This is a genomic window from Litoreibacter janthinus (genome assembly GCF_900111945.1).
GTDB classification, from domain to species: domain Bacteria; phylum Pseudomonadota; class Alphaproteobacteria; order Rhodobacterales; family Rhodobacteraceae; genus Litoreibacter; species Litoreibacter janthinus.
The window spans coordinates 1,117,096-1,129,951 of sequence record NZ_FOYO01000001.1 but is presented as its reverse complement, the minus strand read 5'-3'; the positions used below and the strand labels follow the sequence as shown (position 1 = coordinate 1,129,951).

Below are 12,856 nucleotides of genomic sequence, written 5' to 3'. Positions count from 1 at the left end.
GATATCCGGAAGTCATGTTGGCGAGTGGATCGAGTGATATCGACTATCGCAATGCGCCGCTTTGGGAGTGTAGGGACGCCTTTGGCCTTTTTGAAGATATGCTACGCGTTAACCGGATCGGCTGATCGCTACAAAGAACAAGAGGAAACAACGATGAAGTCTATTCTACTCGCAGGGATGATCGGGATTTGGACAACGGGCGCGATGGCGCACTCCCCGCTCGACGCAACGACACCTGCCAATGAGTCTATTGTTTCAGAGATGCCATCCGAGGTTCTGCTGGATTTCAAAGGCGACATCCGTCTGACACGAGTCTCAATCACGCATGCCGACGCACACAGCGTGGACGTGGATCTTGGTGATCAAACAACTTTCACACAGAAGTTTGCTTTGCCGATGCACGACATGGGTGCGGGGACATATGTGGTTGAGTGGCGTGGGCTTGGTGCAGATGGCCATGCGTTGAACGGCACCTTCAGCTTCACTGTCGAATAACGATGCCTGATGCGTTCGGTATAGCGGCTATTGTCACGAAATTTGCTCTCTACGTCGGCGTGATGACTGCGGCAGGCACTGCCATCGCTACCTTGATGTTAGGGCTGGGTCGCACCCGTAATCTGGCCGCAGCCTTTGCAATTCTCGGGTTGGTCGCGACGATCCTCGCTTTTTCACTGCGCGGTGCCAATTTAACGGGCGATGTCAGCGGCATGACCGATCCCGAGATGCTGGGCCTGCTATGGACCACGCCTGTTGGTACGGCTTTGCTTTTGCGCTTGGTGGGTCTTGGCCTGCTGATCGTAGGGCTGTTTATGGGCCGGATTGGGGCTTGGGTGTCGGTGCTGGGTGGCATTCTCGCGATCTGGTCTTTCGATCACGTCGGTCATGTCTCTGGCCGTGATACCACACTCCTCGACATCGCTCTGACCTTCCACTTGTTGGCCGTCGCGCTGTGGATCGGTGTTCTCACACCACTAAAGCGCTTGGCCTCCGCACCCGGCACCCATGCTTCAGCTGCGGATGTCGGGCATAGATTTGGCGTCATCGCTTCGGTCACCGTTCCCGTGCTGATCATTGTGGGTGGATACATGGGCTACCAACTTGTGGGGTCGTTCTCCGCTCTGATAACGACCGGATACGGGCAGGCTTTGATTATAAAGGCGCTTCTGGTGGGTGGTCTGTTAGGGCTAGCCGCTGCCAACAAACTCAGGTTCATACCTGCGTTGCGTTCTGGCGATCCCGCGGCGGCGAGTTATCTCTCCAAATCTATAAGCGTAGAATGGGTCGTGATCCTCGCCGTGCTGGGCGTGACTGCCCTTCTCACCACAAACCTGACTTTGCCAAGATGAGGCCGCACATGAACAGACGACACTTCTTAGCCACCGCCTCAGCCGCTGCGCTTTTGCCCCTGCCGTCACTTGCAGCCCGCGACACGCACCGACTGAAGGCCGAAGCCGTAACACAGCAAATTCTGCCAGACGGGGATGGAGCAACCTCCATGCTGGGCTTTAACGGCTCAATGCCAGGTCCAGAACTGCGGGTGCGGCGCGGCGAACGCGTAAACATTGCTGTCGAGAACGGTCTTGATGAAGGCACAGCGGTGCATTGGCACGGCATCAGGTTGGAAAACCAAATGGACGGAGTCCCGATGTTGACGCAAGAGTTGATCGAACCAACGGAGGCCAAAACCTATAGCTTCATCCCTCCCGACGAAGGAACCTATTGGTATCACTCCCACCATATTTCCCATGAACAGGTCGCGCGGGGCATGATGGGACCTCTGATTGTCGAGGATGAAACACCCCCAGATGTGGATCACGACATAACTGTGTTGATGTCAGATTGGCAGATGCAGGAAGATGGCACCCTGTCAGATGAGTTTACCGATATGCACAATGTCGCCCATGGCGGCTATATGGGTAACTTCGCCCGTGCTTTCCTATCCCAAGATCAGGTGAAGACTGGGGATCGGGTCAGGCTTCGGCTGATCAACGCTGCAACGAACCGCATCTTCCCTGTCGCAATCAGCGGTGCAGTTGGATCACTTGTTGCCTTGGATGGCATGGCACTGGTCGAACCTCGCTCGATGGAGGACCTAGTTCTAGCCCCAGCACAACGCGCTGATCTGATCGTAGATATCACTGGCCCCGTTGGGTTTGATATGATGACCCGTCAGGGATTGTATCGTCTGGCTGATCTCGCTGTGAGTGGCGCAAATGCAGATAGGCAAGCCGAACCAATTATGGCCCTGTCACCACCCAATCTGCCCACACCCGCCGACCCCACGCAACACCTGACACTGACGATGATGGGCGGCGCAATGGGCGGACGGCACGATGGAGATAACATCTGGGCCTTCAACAACGTCTCAGACTTGCAAGATGACCCATTCGGATCATTCCAAAACGGCGAGACCGTGCGGATCACATTCGCAAATGACACAGCGTTTCCGCACGGCATCCACCTGCACGGTCACCACTTCTATGAGTTTGACGAGAACGGGGACTTGGGCGATCTGCGCGACACAACTTTGGTCAATGCAGGTGAAAGCCGCGATGTCATCTGTGTCTTCGACAATCCCGGTCGCTGGCTGCTCCACTGCCACATGCTTAGCCATGCTGTCGGCGGAATGCGAACCTGGGTCCAGGTGGCATGACGTGTTTTGAACGGGAACAAGATGACCGAGCCATTCGAAATCCGCTGTACGAAGGGCGCACGCATCCCGTTGTCATGTCGACGCTATAAAAGTTCATATTTCCCGCGACTAACGCGGGTCATGAGCCCGTCATCGCACATCCCGCGAAGGGCACGGTAACAGGCTTCATGAGTGAGGTTGATGCGGGTTGCTAATTCGGTAACCGTTGAATCGAAGTAACCTGCCTGAATAGCCGCCAATACGCGTTCCTTCGCAGACGGGATCGCTAGCATCTCGATATGTGCGCGGTAATGCTGCACCTGAACGGCAAGCAATCTTGTGAAACCCTCAGAGAACGCTGGATTGGAATGTAAGGTCGAAACGATTTCGGCCTTGGCAATCTTCATCACGCGACCAGCCTCGGTGCAAATCGCATCGCAGTGGTAAGTGGTCGAGAAGACCGACGCTTCTGCGAAAAACCCGCCAGACACTGCCCTGTGCAAGGTTAATGTATCACCGCCCAGCCCAGTTCTTTGCAGTGTCACGCATCCAGAGACAACGCGGTAAAGCCCAGATGTCGTCTGGTTTTGCCGAAACAGCACGTCTCCCTTCTGCATGTCTATTATACGACGCGCATCGGCGGGAAGATAAGAAAAGGGATCAGGTTTCATATGATCCAAATCATATGTGGTCTTGGGTGGGTTTCATAGACTGATTGAGAAAACAGGAGCTTCAAATGAACCTAGGCCTACTCTCAATCGCAATCGTGTTCGCGGCATCAAGTGCGATGGCGCAACATGGACATCAGTCCAACGCACCGGCTGAAACAGGGCAATCCCAGTTCGCAGCAATCGCCGAGATCGTCACAATGCTGCGCGACGAGCCTGAAACAGACTGGGCAAACGTCGATATCAAAGCCCTGCGTGACCACCTTGTGGACATGGATAACGTGACGACCAAGGCATCGGTTCAGCAGGAAAAGAATGGATTGAGTGTGATCTTTTCAATCACTGGCGACGCCCTTGTCGCTACGTCCGTTCAACGCATGGTTCTGGCGCACAGCCCGATGTTGCAAGCGTCAACCAACTGGAAGGTCCTTTCAGAAAAAATAGAGCACGGGGCAACGATGATGGTTCGGGTCAGCTCTGAGGATGAGATGAAGCAAATCTTGGGTCTTGGCTTCTTCGGGTTAATGACCATCGGCGCGCATCATCAGCAACACCATCTAATGATTGCAACGGGACGGTCACCGCACTGAACACTCGTAAAAAGCAGACCGTCACGAGCAAATGCAGAAGCGCCGCTTCGTCCGGCATATCAAACACCGCAAGACCAAAGGACACAGCGCCAAACAATCGCTCTTCATCCGACCTCAACACCTTCGCTTTCGTCGCAACAACAACGCGGGCTTACACTTGTTAATTTCGGTGCAGCTATAGCAAGGAAACCAAGGCTGAAGATGTATCCTACCGTCCTAAAGATACCGCCTCACTCTCGCCACCCTCCGCCCTACAGCAGTTCCTTGGATTGAGCGGGCGGCATTTTTGCGGGGACTAAGGCAGTTTTTAGATCTAGGATCAGACAAGTCTAGTAGTCCTGAGAGGTGCCAAAAATGAAACTGGGAAATCTGGAAATCACATTGATTGCCTTCTTTGCCGTTTCGTCATCATCCCAAGCTCAGTCGCTACACCAAGCGCCTCTTTGCGAGGCGGCAAAAACAGGCCGCGTTGTCGAGATCATCTACGACAAGGACGCGAGCAAAGGCTGCCTTCCTCGTCTCGTGGAGGTGCACCAAGTCGCAATCGGTAATAACGGAAAGCTGTACATGCATGGTTGGCAAACTCGAGGTTGCACCAAGGGCCGAGATTATGCGTCAGAACGGATTTTCAGATTTGATAAGATAAAGTCTGTTCAGCTCATCGAAGGTGACTTCAGTGAAAAGTCCCGGGCCATCAAACTTGAGGGGTGGGACGGTTGCATCGGTTCCAATTGCTTTATCAAAGAGAACATCTGCGAGTAGCACCCGCCTAGAAAATTATCCGCGACCCCGCGCGGCCCGGCACGGCAACCCAGCGTGATTCATTGCGGCCACTTCGAAACGGTCCGTCTCTGCGGATAATAACTGGGACGATGGAGAGGCGCGAGAACAGCGGCGGCAACGATATCATAGCAAAGACGCGTTCTTCATAAACCTTCTTATGGTTTCGAAGCGCCACCGCCTCATCATCATACCTCATACTGACCGACCGGGCCTTCAGCTCCTCCAGCGACTTGCAAGTCGTCAAACCCAACTGCCCGATGAAGTGTTTTGCCTACAGCGGAGACAAGCACTTCCCAATCGACAGCAAAGCTAAGCGAAAGGCGGAAGACACCGCATTTGACGATGACATGGGCATAAAGGAGAAGAACTTGATCCTGAGGCGCTTTCCGTCGGAAACGTATGGTGGCGGAGACGAAGGGAGACTATATCCACCCACCTTCGGTCAATCTAAGCGCCTGATTAATAACCATATTAAGTAATTTCACGTGGGCAACATCAGTGTAGTGAAGTGTTACCTACATCGGAATTCGAAGTCCAGCTTGATTCAGTTGAGCGCGTACAGCCTGACCACATCACGAAAACAGCGGGCAGCCTACCACATTATGTTCCGCGTAGCCTCTGACTTGCTTCAAACTTTCCTCGTGGATGGCAACTGCCGTCAGTTCGGACCTCAGGGCCAGAGCATAAATTGATTCACCGGCGGAATTTGGCGCTCTTTGCTTAGCATCATTTAGAGTCTTGTGTGGCCGACAGAAGTTCATACCTCGTAGGATGGACCTCGTCGCTGAATAACACGTCAATACCCCAGTTTTTCCCCGGTGGCAGCGTGTAATTGATGGTATAGGTATAAAAGTCGGGCGGGTTTTCTAGCTCGAAATACTTCGTAATATTGACGACCATGAAAACATAATTGTTTGTACGGTTCCTGTATCTCACGAGCGTTTGATCGCCATTTTGAGAGGTATTCTTTTCTATCTTATCCTCAACGTTTTTTCCCCAAAGACACATGGGTTGCGTCGAGGTTATCAGTGGAGGCTCGCACTCGAGAGGGGTTTCATTCTCGATTTGCGCTGATCCATCATATCTGACCTTTCTGCTTTGCATTCGATTTATTCTATAGACCCGTGTTGCTCCAGCGTACGGCCCTGTAAGCACCAACACTTCTGCTGCCATGTGCTCCTTACAAGTATTACTGAGAATTAGATTGTTGGGAATGGACCCAGACCATTGAAAACACTCGATGTTCTTACCCATCGTTAACTGTGGACCAGTATGATCTGACCCAACATTTCTTGTTAGATTTCCCAGACCAACGTTTCCCAGTAAAGCGTCAGAGCCTTGCAAAAAACCCAAACTATCTGAGCCACCGCATACGCAAACAGGTGGGTTTGCAGCAGTTGTATTTTTACACTGTGCTGCTTCGCCAGTCGCGCAAGAGATAGAGCAAGTATCACCGTTGCCGTTCATTGCTGAACAAGAGCTTTCGGCAGCCAGTGATGATGTAAACGCAACAATGACAGCCGCCGCCACTCCGATTTTCTGCGCTCGATAGTACATCTTTATGTGATTCCCCCGTCGCTTCAAAGAACCTGCGCATCATCTTAGTGGATTTTTCTGCGTACGGCTAAAACCTTTTCCGAACTAGGTGTCGTTAGCCCGCAACCACCACTGAAAAAGACTGATATACACCCCAACACATTCACTTGTATAAATATATTATTCACTTCGGGAAATTTATATTTGGGACTCTAGCCTCTCGATTGTCCTCTTAACCTGTGAGGCTTGCCAATCACCGCCACGGGCCGTTCCAACACCCGCCTTGTTCAACTCAGCAGCGACCTCTCGCAGACTCTTTCCGGCTTCCCTGAGGGGCATGATGATGCCTGACACCCTCTGCGCCCGTTCCAGTGCCTTCTCCTGCGTCACCACATTGCGCTTCATGGTCTTATCGCGCATGCCGCCGAGATTCACACCCCGCTCCTTTGCCTCTTTTAAAGCCGCTTTGGTACGGATGGAGATGAACTCTCGTTCTTGCTCAGCGAGGGCGGCATAGATGTGTAGTTGGAACTTGTCGGCGTGAGGCATAGAGGCCACCCGAAGGTTCACCTTACGGTCATCTAGAAGGCCAGCGATGAATGACACCTTGCGTGACAGGCGGTCGAGCTTGGCGACAAGCAACTCAGCGCCATGTTTGCGGGCCATGTCGAGGGCCTTGGTCATCTCTGGCCTTTGGTCATTGGCACCGGATGCAACATCAGTGAAGGCCCCGATGATCTCGAAAGGCTGGTCACTGTATCCTTCGAGGTAAAGCCGTATGTCCCTGTCCTGAGCATCTAGGCCTAAGCCTGACTTGCCTTGTCCATCAGTGGATACACGGCGGTATGTGACATAGCGTTTCATGGTCATCTCCTTCACTCAAACTGAGAGTTAGGTGGGGTTGTTGCAAATGTCAACGGTGGTTGTGAGTGTTACAAAAAGGGGAAACACCTCCCCCCCCCCTCACATGGTTGAGCACATGCCTGATCGCCCGCATTATCTGCGCTGCGCTGGGAATGAAGATGCTGTTGCCGTGCGGTGTGGAGGAAGAAAGGTGCCTTATCGGTTCATGTGTGGAGATCGGAGGGGGCCTACGGGGGTATTTTGCGGGCTCTATTAGTAATTAAAGCTTCTCAGAAATGTGCAGCAAAATATTCCGACCCCAACACCTTCAGGCACACCCCAATGAGCTCCTAGGAAAGCCATGAGAAAGGCCGCTGGAGGGTGATTGCCGAGGCGAAGGAGAAGCGCCTGAGGGAGCCTGTGAGGATCACTTCATGGCAATGCGATAGCGCCGGAACGCGATGCGATTGCACTGCCGAAGGCGGCATGCTTGAGCGATGCCCAACTTGTCCGTCTTCACCATATTCTCGGTAGCGGTGATTACCTGCAAGTTCTCAGGAGAGTGCATTCCGCTTTTTCTGATAGGGATGATGTGGTCGACGTGATGGGCGAACGCTGCGGGGCGCGAGGTTCACGTACCGGAGCCGCGACGGGACACGCTCGCAATATCACAAACTCCTCGTTCACGGCCCCTTCTTTCACTTGCTTGATGTAGGTGACGATTGAGACTCCAAAGAATTTCTTAGTGTATGCGCTTGCGGCCTTTGCAATGTTCAGCCTGTTATCTGGACGTGGGGGCTCTTTGAGCAAGCTGGGGTCGGTCAGGATGCGACGGAGACCGCTGTCATGAGGCACGTGGCCCAAGATGTCTTTCATTGCGCCAAGGCGTTGGAAGGGGGCGGCCGAGTAGATCATGCGTGAAAGGTCTGTAGCGCGGGCGAAGTGGACCTCGGTCATTCGGGTGTTCTCCAACTTACGAGGACCGCGTGTTGCGTTCTTCTGGCAATTGCGAGAGCAGTATTTTTGATTGCTGCGGGCAGGCGCGAATGTTTGTTCACACCCCGCGCACGGGATTTGTTCGAGCATGGGTATTTTCTCTTTTGATGATGGCTGTTGGGGGGGCAAAATCGAAGGGCTAGAAAGCCTCGTTCTTCTTACTGTGTGGGTTAACCTCCCCTCGCAGGGTGGGTTAATCAATCAAGACATTGAAACTATTTAATTATTCCTCGCTTCACGCTGATCGGGTGGTTGAGGGTGAACTTGGGAGGGCTGAATCGCGCAGCGAGAGCACCCGAGGGGGCTAATCCGCCTCCGTATATGTAATAAGGAAAACTTCACGTGACCCTAAAGGGCAGCTAATCGAGCAAGCTAGGGTGATAGCACCATCATCATTAAGCCTCACAACCCACCTAGTGGCGTCAGCCGCCTATACGGCTTCATGTTCTCGCACTGAGCACGGCGGCATGCAGCTGGACTGAACGATTGCTGGTCAAATGAAGAACACCTTCATACGGCTTGCGCCGGGGGAGACCCCAAAGATGGATGATTACGCATCATCACCTCATCAACATCCCCGCATCCTAGTTTCCTGCCACGGCGTTGCGATCGTTATGTTCAGCGCCATGGGTTGATCATGCCTGTTAGCATGAACCATTGATGTGAGATTGATTAAGATATGATGAATGGCAATGCTTGTTCGCATGAACTTTCAGGAGCCCTTATATAGGCTGGGAGCGACGTTTTGAGTTCAATCTGATCGAAGAATTCAAGTGCCTCTTCTTCTTAAGGGGTGGGTTAAATGGCTAATTTCAGGCTTACACTATTGATTTTATTGAATTCTTTTCCAGTTTCTCTGTTCGGGCTGCTGAGAGGTCCTTTCGGTCCCTTCAAACAGCCCTTTTTAGCCCACCTGACGACGCAGTTGGTGTTGCACATCATGGTCTCTACACATGCCCTGCGCTGGGCCTTTGAGCCTTCCCTAGCGTAGGCCCCAATGGTCACATAACGCTTGTCTGGATGGTGGCCCACAACATCCCTGATGACTAGGTGAGAGTGTCCCTGTCGTAATCCTCCAGTGCTTTCAAGAGATCAATCTTGATGCGTCCAATCTCTGAGACGGCTAACGTGTGGGCATGTAAAAACGAGGTAAGAAATGCCGAACTGTTCTGAGTGCAAGAAAGAGATGGGTTTCCAAGACCGAATGAATGCCAAGAGTTATGGTGGCCAATGTGTTGACTGCACCAACAGCAACCGAGCTGAAAATATACGGGTCCAAACTGAAACCAGCCAAGAACAACTAAAAGCCGACGCCGAAATAGATGCTGTTCTAGTAGTGACTGCACACACACTTCAGGGCGTCACAATTTCAATGTACCTCGGTGTAATAACTGCCGAGTGCGCCTATGGCATGAACATCTTCAAGGACTTGTTTGCATCTATCAGGAACATTGTTGGCGGTCGTTCGAAGGCCGTTCAGGACACGATGAGAGATGCCCGCGAGACCGTCCTGCTCGAACTCAAGCGTGAGGCCCACCAGAGAGGCGCTAATGCCGTGATAGCCATTGACTTAGACTACACTCAGGTAGGAGATGGTGGGGCCGCTATGGTGCTGCTTGTAGCCTCTGGCACTGCCGTAGTGATTGAGGAATAGAACTTATTCTCGATGGACAATTCGGTGCATGGTGAGGTGGTGTTGAACCTAGGGAGCTGGGCGTTACACGCGGTCAATCATCGACATGTTGGGACGTTCTATGCTGCCCGTCGCGTGGCATAGGGTGGCGTCCACAATCCTCTTTGCAAGCCTGTGTTCTCCTAAGTCTGTGGGACAAACGAACTGACGCCTCACAAGCCCGTACAGAGTCTCTCTGTGTGCCCTCTAGGGGCGCCCCCAGCTTAAGGGCTGTGATGGCGCTGTGTGACTCTCTACGTGGCTCTCAGCCTTCAGGAAGGGAATAGGAAGCTCTCGGTGACCCGTCCGGTGCATGTTGAGCTGGTCCTGGAGGTGGGGCGCTGAACTGCTACTAAGCGATGCACAGAACAGCAAAGCTCTGCGTTGATGCTCAGTTTGCAGAGTTCAGTGCGCATAGCAGACTTTGGTTGTCAGTGCAGCAAAAGACCGCTTCCCGCTCGGCGCGCGGTTTAGTTCGCACTTGCAGAGAATGTCCACTTTCCGCCTTTTGTGCTATTCGCCCTGTTCGTCGTGTGCAGGTAGCAGACCGCGTACCGAATAGGCGAAGTGGCGGACGTTTTCTAGAATTTGGGTCGTCCCGTAACTTTCCCGCGTTGTAGGATCGACCGCCATCTTGGCAAACCCTGTTAGTCCGACAACTTTCCCCGAAAAATAACCCTCGTTCTCGGCCACGCCCAATTTGGGACCGACTGTCATTCGGTTTTCGAACATTGCCCGTAAAATTGCCTCATGGGCGTCAATGTGGCCAAGAATTTGATCTCTGACGGCTGGGGTTAATTCCATGTCAATATACTTGGTCGCTATTTCTTCGACGGCTTTCACAACAGCGTCGGCTTCTTCGTCAACCATATTTATGATCCTTTATTATTCGGCTCGACCCGACTTCAGAACCGCAATTCCATAGTCTCGTGAACTCTTACCGCTATACAAAACCGCGCCGCAATTTGGGCAATTAACCTCGCATCGGTCCTTCTCGGGGTAATCTTTGTACGGCACCACGCTCACCGTATTGCATCCGTTACAGGTCATTTCAACCTTGCCAGTTTCCCACGTCACTAGGGACAACCCCCTATCAACTCAAACTTCGGATATGAAGTCGCGTTCCAGCTTGCCATGACCCCTCCACAACATCCGCAAACTGCGCTGTCTTGGTCTCTGGCTAAGGTGTCGCCACCGTGCTGTACGCTGTAATGCGCATCGCAGTTAGGGCATTTATGGGTTTGGTCGGGTTCCGAGGGTATAAATTTCATATCCTCTATATGAAGGCTAGTGTGCACCCTTGCAATTCAAAGCTGCCGTAAGTGTAAATTGGTGTTAATGATCAGGTTAATATCCAATACCGGACATTACCGGACATTTTTTAGCATCGTAGAACGCATTGATGCCGCGCTTTCAAAGCTCCCGTTTGCATAATACAGGGAAGGCATGGCAATATTGATGTCTGAACCTGTCACTATCTGTCGATGATCGGAACAGATCAGAAAAAAACTTCACTGCGTAGAGGTAGTATTTAAAAGTGCCCGGATTAGACAAAAAAGTTGTTGGCGAAATCGACTGGGCAAAAGCTGTCCAGAATATTATTGTTGATAATCGTTCAGATTTCATACTCGCTCCCCACTTTGACATCATCTTTCGGAAAAAGAGCGATGAGTTAATTCAACAACTCTCGGCAAGTCTCGGTTCTGGTGTTTATGAGCCACAGCTTCCGATTCAGATGAGTGTACCCAAGCAAGGCATCCTTTCTCGTCCGGGAAGCATCTTAATTCCTCAGGACAGGCTTCTGTATCAGGGGCTTGTCGAAGACATTCTCGCGCAATTGGAAGGTCAGATGGACAGGGGACGAACATTCAGCCACGTACCATCTGTCGAAGATCAACGTCTTTTCGCACCTTCTTTCGATGCTTGGAATGCATTTCAAGAAAGGGTCGAACAAATTTGTGGAGAGTGCAGTTTCATTCTTCAATGCGATGTCGCAAATTTCTTTGAGACACTCCCTCAGCACCCACTTATCAATGCTTTAGAAGGAAGCGGATGTAGAGCCGAGTCCGTTCGGCTACTGGAAAAGGTTCTCGCGAGCTTCAAGCAAAGTGTTTCTCAAGGTATTATTCAAGGAGTTTTTCCCTCAGACGTGCTTGGGAATTTCTACCTGACGGATATCGACGGACTAAGCGCATTGAAAGGCCTGCCGTCTGCTCGATACGTTGATGATATTTATGTAGGCTTTGAATCCGAACTTGAGGCCAAAATATTCCTCAATACGCTAGTGGAGAAGCTGAGAAAAGTTGGCTTGAATCTCAACCCAACTAAAACAAAAATCATCGAATCAGGAACTCTCCTCTTCGAGCAAAAAGAAATTGATACATTGTTCGACGCAGCAAGAGCAGAGATTGCGGGCGCGAAGGATTTGGTAGAACAAGGTGGTTATGGCTTTCAGGGCGATTGGATTAATTCTGACGAACTAGAAGTAGCGATGTACGACGGCGTCGACGATGAGCTATTAGCCGTCCGTGCGCTCCTTGATTACCAAGCCGAAACACCCGATCTCGAAGAGAAAATTGATCGTTTCTGCTTGCCATATTTACGCTCAGTTGGAGATGAATATGGAATTGAAAGAGCGTTTACTGGGCTTGTAGAGCGCCCTCATCTTACAAGACATTACTTTTCCTACCTTAATCACTTCGCGAAGAAAAACGTCGAAGTTAGGCAGCGAATAGAGGGTTTGATTCGCGCAAACGGATTCCACTTGGATTACCAACGGATGTATTACCTTGCTGGGGTGATGTCTTGCGAAGCCGTGGAAAACTCTACAGTCCAGCACGCCCTAAACTGGCTTCAGGATGGTCGCATCGGCGACCCAACACGAGCGATTTCAGCAATATTTGTTGCCAAATTCGGTCGAGTACAAGACAAGCGAAGTGTGCGGGAGATGTATGATAATACTTCGCCATACATCAAAGCTGCAATCCTGTATTCTGGACAATTCTTCGTTGGAGCGGACAAATCCGTGATGAAAAAAGCGTGGCGTGGCCATTCGGAAATCAACTCCCTCATCGCGTCTTCGATATAGTTTTTCTCTTCGGACATTTCGTATTGATCTGAATGGCAGTTTTGCGGG

The 12,856-nt window shown here is 51.6% G+C and carries 10 protein-coding genes and 1 pseudogene; 7 read left to right on the top strand and 4 right to left on the bottom strand.

Annotated features, from left to right (window positions below; all coding sequences use genetic code 11):
- Window positions 1-153 precede the first annotated feature (153 nt).
- Genes BM352_RS05695 through BM352_RS05685 form a run of 3 tightly spaced genes read left to right on the top strand, consistent with a single transcriptional unit; the run spans window position 154 to window position 2,653 of the window.
- Window positions 154-495, top strand: coding sequence for a copper resistance CopC family protein (locus tag BM352_RS05695; RefSeq protein ID WP_090219881.1), 342 nt, complete (start codon window positions 154-156; stop codon window positions 493-495).
- A 2-nt stretch (window positions 496-497) separates the two neighbouring features.
- Window positions 498-1,346, top strand: a complete 849-nt coding sequence (locus tag BM352_RS05690) for a copper resistance D family protein (protein ID WP_090213639.1) — start codon at window positions 498-500, stop codon at window positions 1,344-1,346.
- An 8-nt stretch (window positions 1,347-1,354) separates the two neighbouring features.
- Window positions 1,355-2,653, top strand: a complete 1,299-nt coding sequence (locus tag BM352_RS05685; RefSeq protein ID WP_090213637.1) for a multicopper oxidase family protein — start codon at window positions 1,355-1,357, stop codon at window positions 2,651-2,653.
- A gap of 83 nt (window positions 2,654-2,736) precedes the next feature.
- Here BM352_RS05685 and BM352_RS05680 read toward each other — a convergent pair whose 3' ends face one another.
- Window positions 2,737-3,303, bottom strand: a complete 567-nt coding sequence (locus BM352_RS05680; RefSeq protein ID WP_090213633.1) for a Crp/Fnr family transcriptional regulator — start codon at window positions 3,301-3,303, stop codon at window positions 2,737-2,739.
- A 65-nt stretch (window positions 3,304-3,368) separates the two neighbouring features.
- On the opposite strand from BM352_RS05680, the gene BM352_RS05675 reads away from it, so the two are divergent.
- Both BM352_RS05675 and BM352_RS05670 read left to right on the top strand, forming a co-directional pair.
- A complete protein-coding gene (locus BM352_RS05675) occupies window positions 3,369-3,890 on the top strand; it encodes a hypothetical protein (RefSeq protein ID WP_090213628.1) in 522 nt (173 codons plus the stop codon).
- A 354-nt stretch (window positions 3,891-4,244) separates the two neighbouring features.
- A complete protein-coding gene (locus BM352_RS05670; RefSeq protein WP_090213624.1) occupies window positions 4,245-4,652 on the top strand; it encodes a WYL domain-containing protein in 408 nt (135 codons plus the stop codon).
- Window positions 4,653-6,407: 1,755 nt separating this feature from the next.
- Here the strand turns inward: BM352_RS05670 and BM352_RS05650 are convergent.
- The gene (locus tag BM352_RS05650) at window positions 6,408-7,073 is read right to left on the bottom strand and encodes a recombinase family protein (RefSeq protein WP_090213616.1); all 666 of its coding nucleotides are present in this window, start codon (window positions 7,071-7,073) and stop codon (window positions 6,408-6,410) included.
- A 406-nt stretch (window positions 7,074-7,479) separates the two neighbouring features.
- Window positions 7,480-7,653: pseudogene (locus tag BM352_RS19285) on the bottom strand (HNH endonuclease signature motif containing protein); the annotation flags it as partial.
- Window positions 7,654-9,234: 1,581 nt separating this feature from the next.
- Here BM352_RS19285 and BM352_RS05635 point away from each other — a divergent pair.
- Complete coding sequence (locus tag BM352_RS05635) at window positions 9,235-9,702, top strand: YbjQ family protein (protein WP_245780921.1); 468 nt, start codon at window positions 9,235-9,237, stop codon at window positions 9,700-9,702.
- 531 nt (window positions 9,703-10,233) lie between these two features.
- Here the strand turns inward: BM352_RS05635 and BM352_RS05630 are convergent.
- Window positions 10,234-10,590: a hypothetical protein gene (locus BM352_RS05630; protein ID WP_090213605.1), complete on the bottom strand. Its 357-nt coding sequence runs from the start codon at window positions 10,588-10,590 to the stop codon at window positions 10,234-10,236.
- A gap of 667 nt (window positions 10,591-11,257) precedes the next feature.
- Between BM352_RS05630 and BM352_RS05625 the strand changes: the two genes are divergently transcribed.
- Window positions 11,258-12,808, top strand: coding sequence for an RNA-directed DNA polymerase (locus tag BM352_RS05625; protein ID WP_090213603.1), 1,551 nt, complete (start codon window positions 11,258-11,260; stop codon window positions 12,806-12,808).
- Window positions 12,809-12,856 lie beyond the last annotated feature (48 nt).